The 20,414-nt window shown below is 68.9% G+C and carries 17 protein-coding genes and 1 pseudogene; 9 read left to right on the top strand and 9 right to left on the bottom strand.

Annotation, left to right across the window (positions count from 1 at the left end; all coding sequences use genetic code 11):
- Positions 1 to 27 precede the first annotated feature (27 nt).
- Positions 28 to 1,023 carry a FecR domain-containing protein gene (locus J7528_RS17785; RefSeq protein WP_291877078.1) on the top strand — a complete coding sequence of 332 codons (996 nt, stop codon included), beginning with the start codon at positions 28 to 30 and terminating at the stop codon, positions 1,021 to 1,023.
- A 94-nt stretch (positions 1,024 to 1,117) separates the two neighbouring features.
- The gene (locus J7528_RS17780) at positions 1,118 to 4,069 is read left to right on the top strand and encodes a TonB-dependent receptor (protein ID WP_291877076.1); all 2,952 of its coding nucleotides are present in this window, start codon (positions 1,118 to 1,120) and stop codon (positions 4,067 to 4,069) included.
- Here the strand turns inward: J7528_RS17780 and J7528_RS17775 are convergent.
- From J7528_RS17775 to J7528_RS17745, 7 genes are read right to left on the bottom strand one after another with little or no spacing between them, the layout of a single operon-like run.
- Positions 4,046 to 4,549 (bottom strand): flavin reductase family protein, encoded by a 504-nt coding sequence (locus J7528_RS17775; protein WP_291877074.1) that lies wholly within the window; start codon positions 4,547 to 4,549, stop codon positions 4,046 to 4,048. The genes J7528_RS17780 and J7528_RS17775 overlap by 24 nt on opposite strands.
- A gap of 3 nt (positions 4,550 to 4,552) precedes the next feature.
- Positions 4,553 to 5,647 (bottom strand): LLM class flavin-dependent oxidoreductase, encoded by a 1,095-nt coding sequence (locus J7528_RS17770; protein WP_291877072.1) that lies wholly within the window; start codon positions 5,645 to 5,647, stop codon positions 4,553 to 4,555.
- A gap of 28 nt (positions 5,648 to 5,675) precedes the next feature.
- A complete protein-coding gene (locus tag J7528_RS17765; RefSeq protein WP_291877070.1) occupies positions 5,676 to 6,314 on the bottom strand; it encodes a glutathione S-transferase family protein in 639 nt (212 codons plus the stop codon).
- Complete coding sequence (locus J7528_RS17760) at positions 6,314 to 7,888, bottom strand: rhodanese-like domain-containing protein (protein WP_291877066.1); 1,575 nt, start codon at positions 7,886 to 7,888, stop codon at positions 6,314 to 6,316. Before J7528_RS17760 ends, J7528_RS17765 begins: the two co-directional genes overlap by 1 nt.
- Positions 7,885 to 8,496, bottom strand: a complete 612-nt coding sequence (locus J7528_RS17755) for a cysteine dioxygenase (protein WP_291877063.1) — start codon at positions 8,494 to 8,496, stop codon at positions 7,885 to 7,887. The genes J7528_RS17760 and J7528_RS17755 overlap by 4 nt, the downstream gene beginning before the upstream one ends.
- Positions 8,497 to 8,499: 3 nt before the next feature.
- A complete protein-coding gene (locus J7528_RS17750) occupies positions 8,500 to 9,303 on the bottom strand; it encodes an ABC transporter ATP-binding protein (protein ID WP_291877061.1) in 804 nt (267 codons plus the stop codon).
- A gap of 2 nt (positions 9,304 to 9,305) precedes the next feature.
- Positions 9,306 to 10,115: an ABC transporter permease gene (locus tag J7528_RS17745; protein ID WP_291877059.1), complete on the bottom strand. Its 810-nt coding sequence runs from the start codon at positions 10,113 to 10,115 to the stop codon at positions 9,306 to 9,308.
- A 132-nt stretch (positions 10,116 to 10,247) separates the two neighbouring features.
- Here J7528_RS17745 and J7528_RS17740 point away from each other — a divergent pair, with 132 nt between their 5' ends.
- The 7 genes from J7528_RS17740 to J7528_RS17710 all read left to right on the top strand — a co-directional run bounded on the left by J7528_RS17740 (position 10,248) and on the right by J7528_RS17710 (position 18,882).
- Positions 10,248 to 11,081 carry a LysR substrate-binding domain-containing protein gene (locus J7528_RS17740; RefSeq protein ID WP_291877057.1) on the top strand — a complete coding sequence of 278 codons (834 nt, stop codon included), beginning with the start codon at positions 10,248 to 10,250 and terminating at the stop codon, positions 11,079 to 11,081.
- Between the two features lie 225 nt (positions 11,082 to 11,306).
- A complete protein-coding gene (locus J7528_RS17735; protein WP_291877056.1) occupies positions 11,307 to 13,961 on the top strand; it encodes a TonB-dependent receptor in 2,655 nt (884 codons plus the stop codon).
- Positions 13,962 to 13,972: 11 nt separating this feature from the next.
- Entirely contained in the window at positions 13,973 to 14,929 is a 957-nt protein-coding gene (locus J7528_RS17730) for an ABC transporter substrate-binding protein (protein ID WP_291877055.1), read from the top strand.
- Positions 14,926 to 16,500, top strand: a complete 1,575-nt coding sequence (locus tag J7528_RS17725; protein ID WP_291877054.1) for an FAD-binding protein — start codon at positions 14,926 to 14,928, stop codon at positions 16,498 to 16,500. The genes J7528_RS17730 and J7528_RS17725 overlap by 4 nt, the downstream gene beginning before the upstream one ends.
- Complete coding sequence (locus J7528_RS17720; RefSeq protein WP_291877053.1) at positions 16,500 to 16,865, top strand: ferredoxin family protein; 366 nt, start codon at positions 16,500 to 16,502, stop codon at positions 16,863 to 16,865. The genes J7528_RS17725 and J7528_RS17720 overlap by 1 nt, the downstream gene beginning before the upstream one ends.
- Complete coding sequence (locus J7528_RS17715) at positions 16,862 to 17,533, top strand: peroxiredoxin-like family protein (protein ID WP_291877051.1); 672 nt, start codon at positions 16,862 to 16,864, stop codon at positions 17,531 to 17,533. The genes J7528_RS17720 and J7528_RS17715 overlap by 4 nt, the downstream gene beginning before the upstream one ends.
- Positions 17,534 to 17,547: 14 nt before the next feature.
- A complete protein-coding gene (locus J7528_RS17710; RefSeq protein ID WP_291877048.1) occupies positions 17,548 to 18,882 on the top strand; it encodes an LLM class flavin-dependent oxidoreductase in 1,335 nt (444 codons plus the stop codon).
- 38 nt (positions 18,883 to 18,920) lie between these two features.
- Here J7528_RS17710 and J7528_RS17705 read toward each other — a convergent pair whose 3' ends face one another.
- Both J7528_RS17705 and J7528_RS17700 read right to left on the bottom strand, forming a co-directional pair.
- A complete protein-coding gene (locus tag J7528_RS17705; protein ID WP_291877046.1) occupies positions 18,921 to 20,078 on the bottom strand; it encodes an N-acetylmuramoyl-L-alanine amidase in 1,158 nt (385 codons plus the stop codon).
- Between the two features lie 87 nt (positions 20,079 to 20,165).
- Positions 20,166 to 20,369, bottom strand: a pseudogene (locus tag J7528_RS17700) (LuxR C-terminal-related transcriptional regulator); the annotation flags it as partial.
- Between the last annotated feature and the right edge of the window lie 45 nt (positions 20,370 to 20,414).

Here is a 20,414-nt window from a genome sequence, read left to right as displayed (position 1 = left end):
GCCGCCAGGAAGGCCTCAAACGCCAAGATGCTCGACCGTTTCGCTGCCTTGTTCGAACGCCAACCGCGCACCGCGGAAGAGTGGCTCGTGCGCCTGGGCCGTCCCCAGGTGTCGCGCGGGAGGCAAGGCGCCTTCGAGCGCTGGCTGTCGGCCGATCCGGCGAACCTGGCCGATTACCAGGCCGCCAAGGCGCTGCTGCGCGAGACTCAGGATCTGCGTACCGAGCTGCTGGGCGAGCTGAACCTGATCCCGCCCGCGCCCTGTAAGCGCCGCGCCGCTGCCGGCTGGACGCCTGTCACCCTGGCCGGCGGCCTGGTCGCCGCCGTGCTGGCCGTGGCCATCGCGCCGACCCTGCTGACCCGCTTCCAGGATCCGCTGGCCGGCGCGGCGACCTACACGACCGCCGTCGGCGAGATCCGCGACGTGACCCTGGCCGACGGTTCGGTCGTCACGCTGGATACCGCCACCACGCTTCGCGCCAAGGTCGACGGCCGCGTGCGCCGCCTGGCTCTGGACAACGGCGCGGCCTATTTCGCCGTCGTCCATGACAAGGCCCATCCGTTTCAGGTCGCCCTGGCCGACCGCCAGGTCGTCGTGACCGGCACCCATTTCGCCACGAGCCTCCGCGACGGCCGTGCCCGAGTGGAGTTGCTGGAGGGCTCGGTCGAGGTTCGCCAGCCCCGCGTCTCGACCGAGCCCGTCCGTCTCACGCCCGGCGATCAGGTCTCGTATCAGGCCGGCGGCGCCGTTCGCCGCGAGGCCCGCATCGATCCGGCCGCCGCCGTCGCCTGGCGCCAGCGTCGCCTTGTCTTCCAGGATGCGGCCCTGTCCGAGGTGCTGGCCGAGCTGGGTCGCTATACAGACGCCAAGATCCGCCTGGCCGACCCGGCGCTGGGCCGCCAGCGCGTCACCGCCATGCTGCCGCTGGATGGTCGCGGCACGGTGGTCGAGCGCGCCGCGCGTGTGCTGCCGGTGACCCTGACCCGCACTGCGTCGAACGAGGTCGTCGCCTCGGCGCGCTAGTTTCGCGCGACTGTCACGAAGCGCAGCTACCAGACCCTCAGGCGCCTTCACCGCGTCGGGGGTTTTCGTCAGTCGTCTTATGTCGCTTCGCCGCGTGTCCGCTCTGTCGATCGCGGCGCTGGCCCTGGCCGCGCCGCTTTCGGCGCAGGCGGTGACCCGTTTCGACATTCCCGCCCAGGACGCGCGTTCGGCGCTGATGGCGCTGTGCCTGAAGGCCGGCTGCGCCTTCGCCCTGTCGACCGAACCCGGCCGGACCTACCGCGCCAATACGGTGTCGGGGACCATGGCCTGGCCCGAGGCGATCAAGCGCCTGCTGGCCGGCACGGGGCTGCGCTACGAACTCAGCGACCATGCTTCGGTGCGCGTCTGGGCTGAGGCGCCGACGGCGGCCCCGCCAGGCGCCGCGCCGCGTCCGGAAGAGCCGGTCGGCCTGGACGAAGTGACCATCACCGCCGCCTTCGTGGCCGGCATCGAGGACGCTCTGCTCCAGAAGCGTCGCGCCGACGCTATTGTTGATGCCGTCTCGGCCGGTCGTATCGGTGAGCTGCCCGCCGCCAACTTAGCCGAGGCGCTGCAACGCGTGCCGGGCGTGGCCATCGAGCGTGAGGTCGGGGAGGGGCAATTCGTCAGCGTCCGGGGCCTGGGGCCGCTGTTCCAGTCGGTGACCCTGAACGGCGCGCCGGTGGCCTTCAACGAGAACATCCGCAATTCCACGCAGAGCGGGCGGCAGTTCCGCTTCCGAGCGCTTTCGGCCGACCTGCTGGCCGGAGCCGTGGTGGCCAAGTCGGCAACGGCCGACATCGTCGACGGCGGCATCGGCTCCAATATAGACATCCGCACCGTGCGCGGGCTGGAAGGGCCGTCGTACCTGTCGCTCCGCGCCGACGCCCATGCCGAGGTGCGCTCCGGCGCGGTCTCGCCGGACCTGGCGATCTCGGGCCGCTGGCGTCGCGCGGACGACCGCCTGGGCGTGGTGGCCGGTGTCTCCACCGAACGGCGAGAGGTGCAGTACGACCGTTTCCAAGTCTCACGCTATCGCGACTTCGCCATTGGTGGCGCGTCGTTGACCCTCCCTGAGGATATCCGCACCACGGTCGAGCAAGAGCAACGCGCCCGCGCCACGGCCTTCATAGGTGTGGAGTGGCGGGCCGCGCCGGCCGTCACCGTCTATCTCGACGCTTTGGCCTCGCGCTTCGACAACGGCATTCGCGAGGATCGCGTCGTCTACGGGATCAGTGATTTCGCGGCCCAGATCCTGGCGGCGGGCGACGCCAAGTTCGAGGGGCGCACGCTGGTCGGCGGCCGGGTCGGCGCCGGCCAGATCAGCAACAATCTGGAGGTCTCAGACCAGATTCATGACAACGTCTCGGCCAGCCTGGCCATGAAGGCCGACGCTGGGGCCTGGACCCTGGAGCCACGTTTTAGCCTCTCCAGCGCCCGCTCGAACCTCGACACGCCGCTGCAGCGGATCGGCGCCGTCAGCCCGCTGGGCGTGTCCTACGCCTTCGACCTCGGGCCCGATCTAATTGAGAGCCGCAAGGCGCCGCTGCTGTCCACGACGTTCGACCTGACCGATCCGGCCCAACTGACCTTCTCGCGTTACGGCGTCCGCGCCACCCATGTGGAGGACCATGACGCCACCGGCCTGATCGCCGCCGCACGACCGATCGACTGGGCCGTGGGGCCTCTGCGGTTCGATCGCCTGCGCCTAGGTGGCCAGATCACTGATCGGGGGCGGAACTTTCAGCGTCGCGACCGCGAGGCCGAGCCGCGGCCGGGGACCATCGTCGACGCCGACTTCTTCGACATCGCCGCGCCCCGCGCCGCCTTCGACCGCCTCGTCGCGTCGCGACCGCCGGCCTGGACCGCCGCCGACTTCGCCGCCTTTCGCGAGCACTTCTACCTGCCGGGCGAGGCCGATGGGGTGGTCGTCGACGCCAAGGACCTGGCCCCCACCGGCGCGGACTTGCAAGGCTCCTACAAGGTCGGCGAGCGGATCCTGGCCGCCTATGGGCGTCTGGATTTCTCCACGACCGTGTTGGGGAAGTCAGCCACCGGCAACATTGGCGTGCGGACGGCGCGGACACGGACCGAAGTGGCGGGATCGCTGCAAGGCGTCTCGGCGGCCGGCTACATGGACATCAAGCCGGTCCGCTATGCCGGCTCCCACGCCGTGGTCCTACCTAGCGCCAACCTGGCCATCGCCCTGGACGATGACTGGCGCCTGCGCCTGGCGGCCTCGCGCAGCATCACCCGACCATCGCTGGCCGACCTGCGCTCAGCCACGGTGCCCGCCAGCAGCCTGGTCTCGATCCTGTACCAACGCGGCCAGGCCGAGATCGACAATCCGTCGCCGGGGACGCTGTTCTCGGGCGTCGGCGGCAATCCGGAGCTGAAGCCCTATCTGGCGACTAACTTCGACCTGTCGCTTGAGCGTGAGTTCGAAGGCTTCGGTGGCGTCAGCCTGGCGGTTTTCCACAAGTCTATCGACGACTTCATCGTCGTCTCGGCCCAGCCTGAGCGCCTGGCCTTCGCCACCCGCGCGGGACCGCCAGTCGTGGCGACGGTGATGATGTCTCGGCCGCGCAACGCCGGTCAGGCCCATGTCACGGGCCTAGAGGCCGCATTCAGCCGACGGTTCGCCCACGGCTTCGGCGTGTGGACCAGCGCCACCTGGGTGGATGCTGCCAGCCGGAACGAGGCTGGCCAGCGCGGTCGTTTGAATGGCGTCTCGCGGCTGTCCTATTCGATCAGTCCGTTCGTCGAGCGGAGCCGGCTACACGCTCACCTGTCGTGGACTTGGCGCTCGCCATTCGGGTCCGAGGCCGACATGCAGGGCGGCGGGGTGTCGAGCTTCGTGGTCGCCAGCGCGGGCTATCTGGACGCCGCCGGCTCGTACGACCTGAGCCCCCGCGTCTCGATCCACATCGAGGCTAGCAACCTGACCGACACGGTCGAGGCGGCCTACGAGAACCAGCGCAGTCGCCCTTTGCAGATCGGCCGCTCGGGGCGTTCGTTCGGCCTAGGGCTGAGGATGCGGCTCTAGCGCTCGCAGCGCGCGGTTCCAAGCCACCAGGGGCGGGCCCGAGGTCAGGGCGCTGGCGGTTGCCGTGACGATGAAGATCGAGTGGCTGCCGGCGTCGGCGATACTGTCGATCCGACAATGAGCGGTCGCCAGGCCGCCGCGATAGGCTGGCGGACCCTCTTCGAGCCGCCAACGATCGGGCGCGAAGCGTTCCGCCGCGCGGGACGAACTGGCGAACCGCAGCGCCTCGTCCTCGTCCGCCGCGCCCAGCAGCGCGACGCCGCAGGCCGCCGACGCCGCCAGCGCGTCATGGCTGGCGGCCTCCTTGCGGACGCAGAACAGGAACCGGGGCGGCTCGACCGACAGGCCGGTGATCGAGCTGACCAGCAGGCCGCGCGGCGTGTCGCCGTCCCAGCACGAGACGATGGCGACGCCGCTGGCCAGGTGCGCCAGCACCTCCTTGAAGTCGGCCGGGACCGGCGGAGCGGCGTCGTAGGGCATGGATCAGCTCGCGGCCCGGGCCAGGCGCAGGTCGCGCTCGGCGACCTGCTGGCGGACCAGCGGGATCAAGTCGCGGCCATAGGCGATGGCGTCCTCCACCGGATCGAAGCCTCGGATCAGGAAGGTCGAGACGCCCAGGTCGTAGTAGTCCAGCAGGCTCTCGGCGACCTGTTCAGGTGTGCCGACCAGGCCCGTGGAATTGCCTTGGGCGCCGGTGACGCCAGCCACGCCAGTCCACAGGCGCTTATCCAGGCGCGAACCCTGGGCGGCGGCGTCCAGCAGGCGTTGCGAGCCAGCGTTGGGCGGGCGGTGGCCGGTGGTCGGCAGGCCGGCGGCTTCGCGCAGGGCCTTGGCCTGGGCGACGATGTCGTCGGCGCGCTTCCAGGCGGCTTCCTCGGTGTCGGCGATCACGGGGCGCAGCGACAGCGAGAACCGCACCTGGCGACCGTGCTTGGCGGCGGCCGCGCGGACGCGGGCGATCGTCTCGCGCACCTGGGCCTGGGTCTCGCCCCACAGGGCGTAGATGTCGGCGTGCTTGCCGGCCACCGGGATGGCCGCGTCCGACGAGCCGCCGAAATAGATCGGAATGTGCGGCGCCTGCAGCGGCTTCACCGCGCCGAAGCCCTGGTCGACCTTGTAGTACTGGCCCGCATAGTCGAACGGCTTGTCGCCGGTCCATTCGGCGCGGACGATGTCCAGATACTCGCTGGTGCGGGCGTAGCGCTCGTCCTTGGTCAGGTGGTCGCCGTCCTTGGCCAGTTCTTCGTCCGAGCCGCCGGTGATGATGTGCACCGCCACGCGGCCGCCGGTGAAGTGGTCCAGCGTCGCCAGCTGACGGGCGGCCAAGGTCGGCTGGGTGAAGCCCGGACGGTGGGCGATCATGAAGTTCAGCGTCTTGGTCACCGAGGCGGCGTGGGCCACGACCAGCTGGCTCTCCGGACCGGTCGAGTGGAAGGCCACCAGGGCGCGGTCGAAGCCGCCCTCTTCATGCACGCGGGCGGTCTTCTCGACGTATGAGACGTCGATCGCGGGACCGGACGGCGGATGGATCTCAGACGCGTGCTGGGTGCCGATGAAACCGATGAATTCGACGCTCATGGGAGGCTCCTGGGTTCAGGCGATGGCTTTAGGCAATGACCGGCGCGGCTTCCTTGCGGAGCGCGCGGACGACGGAGGGGCGGGCAAAGGCCCGGGCGGCCTTGGCGCTCCAGGCGGGATAGTTCGCGGTGTCGATCTGGCGGCGCTCGGCCCAGCGCCAGATGACCAGGGCGTAGGCGTCGACGGCGCTAAAGCTTTCGCCCAGCAGCCAGGGACCGGGACCTTGGGCCAGGCGCTCGATGTCGGTCAGGGTGCGGGCGAAGCGCGCCTCGCCGGGCGTGGCTAGAGCGGCCTTGACCGCCTCGTCATCGGCATATCGCTCGGGCCGGGCGATCTGGGCGAAGGCCACGTGCACGGTGCTGGCGAACCAGGCCATCACCTCATACGCCTTGGCCAGTTTCAGCGGATCGGCCAGGGGCAGTAGCTCGCTGTGCGGGTAGCGGTGGGCCAGGTAAGTCAGGATGGCTAGCACCTCTGTTACCGGCTGGCCGTCGACCACCAGGGTCGGCACGCGGCCGCGCGGATTGACCTTCAGGTACTCGGACCTGCGCTGGTCGCCGGCCGCGAGGTCCAGCCGATGGGTGCCATAGGGGAGGTCGATCTCCTCCAGCGCCACCAACGGGGCCAGGGACGAGGATCCGGGCGCGAAATAGAGCTGCAAGGTCATCAGATCACGTAGAAGCCGTGGGTGGCGTCGCGGGCCAGCTGGTCGACTAGACCGAACTCCCAGTCGAGATAGGCCTGCATGGCCTCGGCGGCGTTGTCGGTGCCCTCGTAAGGGCGCTTGTAGACGTCGGTCGGGGCGTTGGCGGCGTGGGTCAAGCCGGGCTCGACGGCGCGTCCGGCGGCGATCCAGGCGTCCGTGCCGCCGGCCAGCACGCGCACCGGGCGGTCGGTCAGTTCTTCGAGCTCGGACGCCGCCAGGGCTGCCAGGGCGCCGTCGGGCGAGGTGAGGACGATGGCCTTGTCCTTGGGCAGCGCCGCCAGGGCCTCCGGCAACTGAGCGCGGATGGCGAACCAGGCGCCGGGCACGTGGCCCTTGCGGTGGCGCGAGCTGGGCGCGAGGTCGACGACGACCACGGCTTCGTCGGCAAGCGCCTGGACCAGATCGCGCGGCGACAGGGTCTCGACCGTGGGCAACACGGGCAGGCGCGGAGCCCAGGCGCCGCTCTCCACCGCGCCATCGAAACCATCCAGCACGTAGACCTCCCAGCCTAGCTGGGCCAGCCAAGACGCGGTCATGTCGGCGCGCGGACCCAGGTCGTCGGCCAGCACGATGCGGCCGCCGCGCACCGGCGCGAAGACGTCGGTCTCCTGCACCAGCTGGCCACCGGGCGCCGAGCGGAAGCCGGGCAAGTGGCCAGCGGCGAACTCCTCAGGCGTGCGGACGTCGAAACGGTAGAGGGTGCGGTGCGTGTCCTGAGCCAGATCCGTCAGGCCCTGGGCGTCCAGGCGGCGGACGCCGGCGCGGTAGGCGACGTCGCGGGCGCGATTGCGAGCTTCCTCGAGCGTCTGCTCGCGCACGTCCGGGAACTTGCGGCTCTGGCCGTGCTCCAGGCTCTGCTGGGCCAGGGTCCAGCCGATGGTGCCGTTGCGCAGGGCGAAGACGGGATTGGGTAGGCCGGCGTTCACCAGCGACTGGGCGCCGATCAGGCTGCGAGTGCGGCCGGCGCAGTTGACGATGATGGTGGTCGTGGGATCCGGCGCCAGTTCGCGCGCGCGCAGGACGAGCTCCGCGCCGGGCGTGCTGATGCCGCCCGGGATGCTCATCACTGCATATTCCTCGAAGCGACGGCTATCCAGGATCACCTGGTCGGCCTTGGCGTCGATGCGGGCCTGGACTTCCTGGGCGGGCAGGGACGGCGTGTGCCGCCGGGCCTCGACCAGCTCGCCGAACGCCTTGCTGTAGGAATTGACGTCCTGGAACAGCTCGTAGCCAGCCGCCTTCCAGCCGGCGAGACCGCCGTCCAGGGCGTGGACGTTAGTGTAGCCCAACCCTGCCAGCCGCTCGCCGGCCGGCGCGACCAGGCCTTCGCCGTCATCATAGAGGACGATCTTGACGTCCTGGCGCGGGACGCGGTCCAGGATCTCGACCTCCAGCCGGGAGAGCGGCAGTTGCGAGGCGAACAAAGGGTGGGCCTTGGCGAACGGATCTTCCTCGCGCAGGTCCAGCAGGGCGATCTCGCGGCGGGCGATCAGGTCACGACGGACGTCTTCCGAAGTGATGACGGGCAGGCTCATTCAGCGGCTCCATAGGCCAGGGCGCTGGCGCGATCGAAAAGAAGGGGCGGCGGGACATCGGCGTAGCCCGAGACGAAGGCCTTGGGCTTGCCGTCGGCGTCGTAGGTCGAGCGCTTCACCGTCCCGATATCGGCCCCGTAGACGTGGATGCTGATCGAGACGAGGTCGTCGAAGGCGTTGGCCACACGGTGGATGTCGCCGACGGTCGGCGAGACGGCTTCGACCTGACCCGCCTCCAGGCGCTGGACCTCGCCGGCGGCCGCCAGGGCTTCGCCACGCCGTTCATAGGCCTGGGACAGTTCGGCTCCGCGCAGCACGCCGACTAGGCCCCAGACGGTGTGATCGTGGACCGGCGTGGCCTGGCCTGGACCCCAGACGAAGCTGACCACCGAGAAGCGGCCGGCCGGGTCGCGATGCAGCAGGTACTGCTGGTAGCGCGCCGGATCGGGCTGGCTCTGCGGCTCGGGCAGCCAGTCGTCGGCGGCGACTAGATGGGCCAGCAGGGCGGCGCCCTCGCGCAGGATCACAGCCTCGTCGCCGGTCTGATCCAGCAGGTCTGAAAGGTCGGCGACGAAGTCCGACAGGCGGTGGGGACGGTGCTGGCTCATGGCCTAGAGCACGACCTCGCCGGTCGGGAAGGCGACCAGGTGGCCTTCACTATGCGCCGGAGCCTCGACGCCCAGATGGCCCAGCAGGCGACGGCGGATGGCCTGGAAGCGGGCGTCCGGCGCGCGGGGGCGTTCGAGCTCGATGCGCTCCTCGGCGGCGATGCGGCCCTTGTCCAGCACCAGAACGCGGTCAGCCAGGGCGATGGCCTCGTCGACATCGTGGGTGACCAACAGCACGGCCGGCGCGTGTTCGCGCCACAGGGCGAGAACCAGGTCATGCATCTTCAGGCGGGTCAGGGCGTCGAGCGCCGCGAACGGCTCGTCCAGAAGCAGCAGGCCCGGTTCTCGGACGAGGGCGCGGGCAAGGGCGGTGCGCTGGGCTTCACCGCCCGAGAGCGTGCCGGGCCACGCGTCGAGGCGATGGCCAAGGCCCACCTCCTTCAGCGCCGCCTCGGCGCGGGCCCGGACGTCCTTGCCGCCAAGGCCGAGCGCGACGTTGCGCCAGACCTTCTTCCAGGGCAGCAGGCGGGCGTCCTGGAACACGACGGCCCGCGTGTCGGGCGTCTTCACGTCCTGGCCGGCGGCGGAGTCGAGGCCGGCCAGGGTGCGCAGCAGGGTGGTCTTGCCCGAGCCGCTGGCGCCCAGCAGGGCGACGAACTCGCCGGGGGCGATCGACAGGTCCAGGCCGTCGATGACGGTATTGTCGCCAAAGCGGCGGACGAAGTTCACGAGCTTGACGGCCGGCTCGACGGTTTGGGTCGAGCGCGAGACGGCGGGACGGCGCAGGCGCGGCTGAGGGGCGGCCATGATCATTGCTCCACGAGGCTGGGGCGCCACGCCAGCGCCTTGCGCTCCAGCGTGCGGACGAGAGCGTCGGCGCCGAGGCCGAGCAGGGCGTAGACGACCAGGCAGACGACGATGATGTCGGTCCGCATGAAGTCCCGGGCGTTGTTGACCAGGTAGCCAAGGCCGGCCTGGGCGTTGATCTGCTCGGCGATCACCAGGACCAGCACCGAGATGCCCAGGGCGTAGCGCAGGCCGACGAAGAACGAGGGCAGGGCGCCGGGCAGGATCACCTCGCGCACCAGGCTCCAGCCCGACAGGCCGAAGCTGCGGGCGGCCTCGACGAGGCGCACGTCGACGCCCCGGATGCCGGCGAACAGGTTCAGGTACAGCGGGAAGGTCGCCGAGACGGTGATCAGCAGGATCTTCGGCGTCTCGCCGATGCCGAACCAGACGATGAACAGCGGCGTCAGGGCCAGGACCGGGATGGTCCGCTTGATCTGCATCAGCGGGTCGACGAGCGTTTCACCCCAGCGCGACAGGCCCGAGATCAGGCCCAGCGTGGTCGCCAGGACCAGGGCGATGCCGAGCCCTGCGCCGGCCCTGGCCAGCGAGACCAGCAGGTTGGTGGGCAGTTCGCCCGAAGCGGTCAGGGACCAGAAGGTCTCCAGCACCGTGGATGGCGCGGCCAGCACCCGCGGCGGGATCACGCCGGCGCGCGCGCCCAGCTCCCACAAGACCAGCAACAGCACGGGAGAGAGCCAGCGGGCGCGGGCCAGATCGGGCCAGCGCCACGGCCTAGATTCAGAAATTCTGTAGGTCGTGGCCAGAGACACTGCGGTCCTCTCTCGTCGGAAACCGTTGCGACGCAAGCGCCGCGGGTCCACAGAGAAGGACGTTGAATTCCTACTTGATCAATAGACTTATCCTCACATAGCTTATTAGCAATTCTCAAGAGGCCGACGATTGTGACCAACCTGCCGACCGAACTGCTGCGAAGCTTCGTGGCCATCGTCGACTCCGGCTCGATGCTGCGGGCGACCGAGCGGGTGTTCGTCACCCAGTCGGCGCTAAGCCTGCAGATGAAGCGTCTGGAGGAGACGGTGCTGACGCCGCTGTTCCACCGCGAGGGACGCCGCCTGGTGCTGACTCCGGCAGGCCAGACCCTGTTGCCCAGGGCGCGCGAGATCCTGGCCCTGAACGATCGCGCCGTGGTGGCCCTGACTGGCGACGCCTTGGCCGGGCCGGCGCGGGTGGGGTTCGTCCAGGACTTCGCCGAGACCCTGCTGTCGGGCGTGCTGGCGCGCTTCGCCCAGCTCAATCCCGATACCCAGCTACAGGTGCGGGTGGCGGGGTCGCCGGAGCTGCTGGGCCTGCTGGAAGCCGACCGTCTGGACGTGGTGCTGTGCATGGGCGCGGCCGATGATCCAAGGGCGGCGCGGGTTGTGCCGATGGTCTGGCATGGCGACTCGTCGCTGGCGGAAACCGAGGTCCTGCCGATCGCCATCCTGGAGTCGCCGTGCCGCTTCCGCGACGCGGCCCTGGCGGCGCTGGAGCGCGACGGCCGGCCGTATCGCGTGGCGCTGGAAACGCCCAGCCTTTCAGCTCTGAGAGCGGCCGTGCAGGCCGGTCTGGCGGTGACATGCCGGACCTCTCTGTTCCTGCCCGAGCGTGCGCCGCTGACCACCAATCGCCTGCCGTCGCTGCCGGAGGTGGCCTACGTCCAGCGCACGAACGATACGCCCCACGCCTCGATCGCCAAGCTGGCGCAGCTGATCCACACCGCCGCCCTGGAGCTGTGACTTTATGCGTTCCGCAAATACCGACTATTGCTGTGCACGATATATAAAACTCTGAATTTGTTCAGAGAAATACTCGTTCGATCCGTCGGGTCGTCGTGGCCATGGTGTCGATCCGGCCCCGGCGCCGGCCTCTTAAGTTCCCAGCGCGCCGAGGGCAGCGGCGCGCACCTCACTCATCGATCAACAACGACGCTCGGCGACCCGCCGGGCGCGGGGGATAGACTTTTGCCTTTTTCCGAGACCCGGACGGCTGTCCGACAGAGTGACTCCAAGCTGAACGTCGCGCTTCTGGCCTGCGCGTCCGTCGTGGCCCTGAGTGGCGGCGTGGCCCGCGCCGCCGACGCCAATCCCGTTCCCGTCGTCGATGCCCCCGTAGCCGACACCGAAGGTGCGACGGCCGTCGACAGCGTCATCGTCACCGGCGTGCGCGGCGCGCGCCGCACCGTCGCCGATAGCCCCGCGCCTGTGGACGTGATCAGCGGCGACCAGCTGCTGGCCACCGGCAAGGTCGGGCTGAAGGAGGTGCTCAACACCCTGATCCCGTCGTTCAACCTGCCGGGCATCAATGGCGGCGGCACCTCGTGGACGGTGCGGGCTATCACCCTGCGCGGCCTGAACGGCGATCAGGCCCTGTTCCTGGTCAATGGCAAGCGCCGCCACACCACCTCGCTGATCAACAATCTGGCCCGCGTCGGCCGGGGCGGCGTGCCGGTGGACCTGGACTTCATCCCGGCCTCGGCCATCGCGCGCATCGAGGTGCTGCGCGACGGAGCCTCGGCCCAGTACGGCTCGGACGCCATCGCCGGCGTCGTCAACATCATCCTGAAGGACGACTACGAAGGCGGCTCGTTGAGCTACACCGGCGGCCAGAATTTCCTGGGCGACGGCGACACCCGCGCCGCGACGCTGAACTGGGGCCGGCCGCTGGGCGACAAGGGCGGCTTCGTCCACTTCGCCTTGAACTGGAAGAACAACGAGGCGGCCACCCGCGCCATCCCCTCGCGCGCCAAATACATCTATCAGCCGACCGTCACGACCGTCGGCGGCGTCACCACCGTCACGCCCGATCCGCGCGACGCCACGGTCGACCGCTATTCGTGGGGCCTTAGCTACGGTCCGGGTGAGGAAGACATCCTGGCGGCCTCGTACAATGCCGAGCTGCCCTGGCGCGACCTGAAGCTCTATTCGTCGGGCACGCTGAGCCACCGCTCGTCGCGCAAGAACACCGGCAGCTTCCTGCCGAACCTCGCGCCGGTCGCCGGCGTCACGACCGGGCGGCCGCTGAACCGCAATTCACTGCCCGAGGTTTATCCCGACGGTTTCAATGCTTATCGCCGGATCTTCGAGCTGGACTTCCAGACCAGCTTCGGCGCGCGCGGCGAGAAGGCTGGCTGGGCCTGGGACCTGTCGACCACCCTGGCCCAGGACCACGCCCAGCTGGACGGCCAGAACACCCTGAATGCCACCCTGGGTCCGAACAGCCCGACCTATTTCCACCTGTCGACCCACGAGTTCCGGCAGTGGACCAACAACCTGGACTTCACGCGCGAGTTCTCGGGCTGGCTGAAGAATCCGCTGCAAGTCTCCTGGGGGCTTGAACATCGCTATGAGCGCTTCCTGATCGAGGCGGGCGACGAGGCGTCGTACATCGTCGGCGACTATGTGATCCCGGCCGGTCAGCCGTTCGCCGGTCTGCGTCCGAACCCGGGCCTGGCGTCCTATGCCGGCACCGCGCCCGAGGACGCCGGCGCGATGCACCGCCACAGTGGCGCGGCGTATGTCGATGTCGGGACCGATGTCACCGACACCTGGTATGTAGGCCTGGCCGGTCGGTACGAGAAGTACGGCAAGGGCGTGGGCGATACGTTCAGCGGCAAGCTGACCACGCGCTGGGAGTTCCTGCCGGGCTATGCCGTGCGGGCCACGGTCAGCAACGGCTTCCGCGCGCCGTCGCTGGGCCAGACCCTGTTCGCGACCTCGACCATCAACGGCAGCCTGTGCCCGGCCGCGCCGAACAACATCTTCCGCGGCGCGCCCTGCGTCCCCGGCGAGTACCTGACCTTCCCGACCAAGGTGCTGCGCACGGACAGCGTTGAGGCAAAAGCGCTGGGCGCGGAAACGCTTAAGCCGGAAACCTCGACCAACTACAGCTTCGGCGTCACGGCCGAGCCGTTCGCCGGCCTGCGCCTGACCCTGGACGCCTACGAGATCCAGATCGACGACCGCATCGTCGACACCAGCAACCTGGACCTGTCGGTGGCGCAGTTGGGGTCGCGCGCCGACCTGGCTCCGCTGCTGGCGCGTTTCCCGCAGGGCCTGACAGCGACCTACTACACCAACGCGGTCTCGACCCGGACGACGGGCGTCGACTTCGTCGGCGAGTACGGCTTCAGCCTGGGCGACTTCGGCCGTCTGAACCTCAATGCCGCCTACGCCTTCAACAAGACCAAGATCACCAAGCTGAAGGCGACGCCCGCGGTCCTGAAGGCGGTCAATCCCAGCCTCGTCTTGTTCGACCGCCAGAAGATCGCCGACCTGACCATTGGCACGCCGCGCGAGAAGATCATCGTCGGCGCCCAGTGGTCGCGCGGCGCCTGGACCGCCGGCCTGCGCAACACCCGCTATGGCCGTTACACCGAGGCCGGGACGTCGGCGAACCTGGACCGGACCTTCAGTCCCAAGTGGATCACCGACCTCGATATCGCCTGGCAGGTGCGTGAGCGCACCAACATCGCGATCGGGGCCAACAACCTGTTCGATAAGCATCCCGACAAGATCGGAATCCTCAACGCCGACCAGGGCACGGGCCAGTTCGGGACCTTCTCACCCTTCGGCATCACCGGCGGCTACTACTACGCCCGCCTGACCCAGAGCTTCTGAGGGAGGGCGCGATGAACCGACGCCAGCTACTCGTCACCGGCATCGCCTCCGCTGGGCTTTCTTCCGTAGGTTTGGCCGCCTGCACCAAGACCGGAGGCGGCCAGCCCGTCCTCAAGGTCGGCAGCCAGCGGGGCGGCACCAAGGCGGTGCTGATCGCGTCCGACGCCCTGGAAGGCGCGCCGTACAAGATCGAATGGAGCGAGTTCCCGGCCGCCGCGCCGCTTCTGGAGGCGGTGAGCGCCGGAGCGGTCGACTTGGGCGAGGCCGGCGATGCGCCGTTCCTGTTCGCCTATGCCGGCGGGGCCAAGATCAAGGCCGTGCAGGCGGGCCGCAGCGGCGGTTCGTCGACGGCGATCCTGGTTGGCAAGGACTCGCCGATCCGGACGCCAGCCGACCTGCGCGGCAAGAAGATCGCCACCGGGCGCGGTTCGATTGGCCACTACCTTCTGCTGGTGGTGCTGGAGAAGGCGGGCCTAAAGCCCTCCGACGTTTCGATCGCCTACCTGAACCCTGGCGACGCCAAGGCTGCCTTCACGGCCGGCTCGATCGACGCCTGGGTGACCTGGGGCTCGTACGTCGCCCTGGCGCGGCTGCACGATGCGGCGCGCATCCTGATCGACGGCGAGGGGCTGCTGGGCGGCTTCGGCTATGAGGCGGCCAGCGAGAAGGCGATCGCCGAGAAGCGGCCGCAGGTCGAGGACTTCCTGCGTCGCCTGGCCAAGGCCCGTCGCTGGGCGGCCGACAATCCAGATGTGTTCGGCAAGGTGCTGGCCAAGGAGACCGGGCTGTCCGAAGAGGTCGCCCTCTACACCGTGCGCCAGTACCGCATCCAGCCATCGCCGCTGGGCGAGCAGTCGATCGCGGAGGCGAGGGCGGTGCTCGATCGTTTCCGGGCGGCCGGGACGGTGAATAGCACGCGCGATCCCGCGCAGGCTTTTGACACCTCGTTCAACGGGGCCGTGGCGTGAGCGAGCCGCTGACCCTGGCGACCGACGTCCTGGTCATCGGCGGAGGGCTGGCCGGCGCCTGGGCGGCCATGGCGGCGGCGCGGGAGGGGGCGGACGTCGTGTTGGTCGACAAGGGCCATTGCGGGACCAGCGGCGTCACTGCCACGGCCGGCCCAGGCCACTGGTGGGTCCCGCCCGAACGCCGCGAAGCCGCCGTGGCTGATCGTCTGAAGCGCTCGCTGGGCCTAGGCGATCCGGACTGGATGCGGCGGATCCTGGACCTGACCTGGACCAGCCTGCCGGGCCTCGCCGGCCACTACGCCTTCTCGACCGACGACAAGGGCGAGGTGCAGTGCCGGGCCCTGCGAGGTCCCGAGTACATGCGGGCCATGCGCGCCTACGCCCTGGCGGCGGGGGCGAGGATCCTGGACCACCATCCGGCCCTGCAGCTGCTGCGGCATGGCGACGGATCGATCGCCGGTGCGTCGGGGATCGCCCTGCGTGGCGAGCGGCCCTGGACGATCCGGGCTGGGGCCGTGGTGCTGGCCACCGGCGGCACGGCCTTCGCCTCGCGCCTGCTGGGGTCGGCGACCAACACCGGCGATGGCCTGCTGATGGGCGTCGAGGCCGGCGCCGACCTCTCCGGCATGGAGTTCACCAACTACTACACGCCCGCCCTGGCCGGCACGAACATGGCCCGCTCGATGGCCTACAGCTTCGCGCGCTGGTTCGACGCCGATGACCGGGAGCTGGACATTCCGAACGGTCCCGACGTCACCCCGCATCTGGCGCGAGCGCTGCTGACGGGACCGCTGTTCTGTCGTCTGGATCGCGTGCCGGAGGACATCCGGGCGGTGATGCCGCAGGTGCAGCCTAACTTCGTCCTGCCTTTCCAAAGGCTTGGGATCGATACCTACAGCCAGCGCTTCGAGGTCACGCTGCATGCCGAAGGCACCGTGCGCGGCATTGGCGGGCTACGCGTCGACGACGAGGACTGCCAGACCGCCGTACCCGGCCTCTATGTCGCGGGTGATGCTGGAAGCCGTGAGTTGGTCACCGGCGCGATCTCGGGTGGTGGGGCGGTCAATTCGTCCTGGGCGCTGTCGTCGGGCCAGTGGGCCGGGGCGGCGGCGGCGCGGCGGGCGCGGTCGATCGGCGCGCGCGAGACGGACCTGGTGATCGCTACTGGTCAGGCTGGCCTGGCGCCGAGGCTCTCCGCGCGCGCCTTCGACACCGCCGGCGCTGTCCAGGCGGTGCGCGAGGAGCTGAACGCCTACGACAAGAACATCTTCCGCCGGGGCGAGGCCCTGGCCGCCTCGCTGGAGCGCCTGGACGAGGTCTGGCGCGAACTGGCCGATCACGGTCGAGCCGAGGGTCGTGCGGCCCTGCGGCTACGGGAAGCCGCAGCCTTGGTCGCGGCCGGTCGATGGAGCAAGGCCGCCGCCCTGGCGCGTCGCGAGAGTCGGGGCATGCATCGTCGTGAGGATGCGCCAGGCCTGGATCCGCGTTTGGCCAACCGACAGCGCGCCCAGGGCCTGGCGAGGATCTTCACCCGCTTCGAGCCGGCAGTCGCTCAGGCGGAGGTCGCCTGATGATCGAGGTCGTGATCGAGGACCGCTGCGGCGGCTTCGGAGACTGCGTCGACGCATGTCCCAGCGACGTGCTGCGGGTGGGCGAGGGCGGCAAGGCGGTGATCGCCGCCCAGGCCGACTGCCAGACTTGCCTGCTGTGCGAGCTCTATTGTCCGACGGACGCCCTGTTCGTCTGGCCGGAGGTCGACCGCGTCGCCGGGATCACGGCCGAGCAGGCCCTGGCCTCGGGCCAGCTGGGCGCCTTCCGCCGTGACCACGGCTGGGGCGAGCACGCCGCCACCCACACCAACCAGCATTGGCGGATGGGGGCGATCTTCGAGCGCGCCTACCGCATGGCCAAACCCGAAGGGGAGAAGACCCGATGAGCAAGAGCCTGAAGGCCCGCCTGGGCGACCTGCATGCCGAGCGCGTGCGCACTTGGGATCCGGCGGCGCTGAGGATCAACATCGACCAGCGACAGACCCTGGTCGAGACGGCCGACCCGTCGCAGTGGGTCAAGGTCGGCGACAGCCTGGAGCCGTTCGTGTTGCAGGATGTCGAGGGCGGCGAGCTAGCTCTGGAGACGCTGCTGCAACGTGGTCCGGCGGTGCTGGTGTTCTTCCGCTTCGCCGGCTGCCCGGCCTGCAACATCGCCCTGCCGTACTATGACGAGACCCTGGCGCCGGGCCTGCGCGACCTGGGCGCGACCCTGGTGGCGATCAGCCCGCAGGTTCCCGAGCGCCTGGGCGAGATCCGCAGCCGCCATAATCTGACCTTCAAGGTCGCCTCGGACATCGGCAATGCCCTGGGGCGGCGGTTTGGCATCCTCTACACGGCCGACGAAGCCAGCCAGGCGGCCCAGCGCGCCAAGGGCGGCTTTATCGGCGAGACGACGGGCACGGGAACCTGGGAGCTGCCCCAGCCCGCCATCGTCGTCATCGACCACGAGCGCGTCGTCCGCTTCGTCGACGTCAGTCCCGACTGGCTGGTCCGCACCGAGGCCGGCCCGGTCCTGCAGGCCGTCCGCGACATCACCCTGGTTCCAGCCGAATAAGATCGGAGAGTTCAATGTCTTCTCAGCGTCAATTGAAGCTCGGCTTCATCCTGCATGGCGTCGGCCCCGGCTGGGGCGACTGGCGTCACCCGGACGCCCAGCCCAGCGCCAGCACCGACTTCCAGTTCTACAAGCGCCAGGCCCAAGTGGCCGAGAAGGGCAAGTTCGACTTCCTGTTCGTCGCCGACAGCGTCTACATCACCGAGAAATCCAGCCCGCACTATCTGAACCGCTTCGAGCCGCTGACCATCCTGTCGGCCCTGGCTGGCGCCACGAACAATATCGGCCTCGTGGCCACCCTGACGGTGAGCTACAGCGAGCCGTTCAATGTCGCCCGCCAGTTCGCCTCGCTGGACCATATCAGCGGCGGCCGGGCCGGCTGGAACGTCGTCACTTCATGGCTGGAAGGCAGCGCCGCCAACTATAGCCGCGACAAGCACTACGCCCACGACGTCCGCTACCGCCTGGCCGGCGAGTATCTGGACGTGGTCCAGGGGCTGTGGGACTCGTGGGAGGACGACGCCCTGACCTTCGACAAGAAAGGCGGGCAATTCTTTGATCCGGCTAAGCTTCATGCCCTGAACCACAAGGGCGAGTTCTTCTCGGTGAAGGGACCGCTGAACATCAGCCGTTCGCCCCAGGGCCAGCCAGTGATCTTCCAAGCGGGCGCTTCGGAAGACGGCAAGGCCTTCGCCGCTAGGCGCGCCGACGCCATCTTCGTCTCGCACGAGGACGTCGACGCGGCCCAGGCCTACTACAAGGACATCAAGGCCCGGGCCGCCGGCTTCGGTCGCGATGCAGATCAGCTGCATGTCTTGCCTGCTGCGCGTCCGGTGGTGGGTCGCACAGCCGAGGAGGCCGAGGCGCTCTACAAGGAACTGACCGAACTGGTGTCGCTGGACAACGCCTTGTCGATGCTGGCCCGGCCGTTCAACGAGTACGACTTCAGCCAGCACGACCCGGACGGTCCGTTCCCGCTGGAGGCGGCCGAGTTCGGCGCCAACTCCAACCAGAGCGCCGTGAGTCGTATCGTTGCGGCGGTGCAGGCCGAGAACCTGACCTTGCGCGAGACCGCCTTGCGCTTCGCCACGCCGCGCGGACACTTCGTCGGCGCGCCCGAGCAGGTGGCCGACAGCCTGCAGCAGTGGTTCGAGGCGCGGGCCGCCGACGGCTTCGTGCTGTTCGAAAGCTTGCCAGGTCAGCTGGAGGCCTTCGTCGAGCTAGTCGTGCCGATCCTTCAGGCGCGCGGCCTGTTCCGCACCGAGTACGAAGGAACGACCTTCCGCGACAGCCTGGGCCTGGACTTTCCGATCAACCGTTACGCCGGGGCGTTGCAGGCGGCCGAGTAGGGAAGGTGGGGCCGCCCTGATGGAGGCGGCCCCTTCGCTCAGGGGATCTTCCGCATCTGCGCCAGGCAGGCGCCGGCGACAGCCGCCATCGCGGCGATTCGGTTCGGCACGGCGTTGGGGCCTGAGATCAGCAGCTTGTCGACAGACGGGTTGGTGATGAACTCCGCCTCGATATAGGCGGCGCGGCAGGGCGTCTGGCGGCGGTCATTGCCCAGGCTGATGTCGTTCAGCACGCCAAAGCCCGGCAGGTTGGGATTGCCCTGGTTGTCGGGCTTGATGCCGCGATCCTTGGCCCCGGGGTCGATAGTCTTGAGCGCGGTGAACAAGGCTGTCTGGACCGCGCCGGCGAACTCCATGTCCGCCGCCAGGTTGATGTTGTTGTTCTCCTTGGCTCGATAGAACGTCTCGGTTCCTCGGACCGTGGCGCTCTTGTTGCCGTTGAAGTGGATGCACAGGAAGAGCTTGGCCTTGTGGTCGAAAGCCATTGCCGCGCGGGCCTTGCCGGTCACGTTGATGTCGGTGGTGCGAGTCAGCACGACCTGGACCGTCTCATTGCGCGCCGCCGCCTGGCGCAGCAACTCGTCGCGCAGGATCAGCGCGAAATCCAGGGTCAGCTTCTTCTCTTTGACGTTGCTGACCGAGATCGCGTTGTTGGCGCTGCTGCCCGAGACGTCGCTGTTGCCGCCGTGGCCAGGGTCGATGACGATGACGCCGAGGCTGACCGCCGGCGCGGCGGCCGGTTTCACGGCCGCGGCTTCGGCCTTCTCGACATCGGCCAGCAGGGCTTCGGCCTCCGGCGCCAGCGCCAGCACGGCGTCGGCATAGTTGGGGCGAGGCGTGTAGATCGGACCAACGAAGCGAATGAATTTCTCGGGGGTCGCCACATTGGCTTCCCAACCGGAGTAAGGCGTTCGGTTCAGGAAGGCCCAGTAGCCGGCGATGAAGTTCTCGAGCGTGGCGAACTTGCAGTAGAAGTCCTCGCCGTCATGGGCGGCATACTTCACCTTAGTGGCGTATGGCGTCATTTCCTTGCGCCACTTCAAGCCGCCGAAATTGTAGTGATCACGCGCCAGCGCCGAGCTGCCGCGACCGCTTTCAAGCGCCCACTGCGCCAGCGTCACCGCCCGCAGTTTGGGATAACGAATAGCTTCGCCCAGATAGATGGTCGCCAGACGCCGAAACAGCTCGTTGGTCATGTCACGCCCTCCGCAGGAAGGTGTGACTATAGGCGCGTATCTCTGAATTTCACCACCATAAGATGAATTATGATGATTGCCCGCGCGCTAGCCGCCGGCTGATCGCAGGCCCTGGACCAGCGATTGGGCCGCGATGGCGGCCTGGGTGCGGTTGTGAACGTTCAGCTTGCGCATGAGCGCGGTCATGTGCGCCTTGACCGTAGCCTCGGCGATCCCGAGGTCGAAGGCGATCTGCTTGTTGAGAAGGCCGGAATTGACGCCTTCCAGCACTTTCATCTGGGTCGGCGTCAGGCCGCCCAGCGCCGTCTTCAGATCCCGACCGGCAACGTCCGTCGT

Source organism: Caulobacter sp. (assembly GCF_017744445.1).
In the GTDB taxonomy this organism is placed as follows: domain Bacteria; phylum Pseudomonadota; class Alphaproteobacteria; order Caulobacterales; family Caulobacteraceae; genus Caulobacter.
Note: the sequence above shows the minus strand (reverse complement) of the source record. Positions and strands in the feature narration are given on the sequence as shown.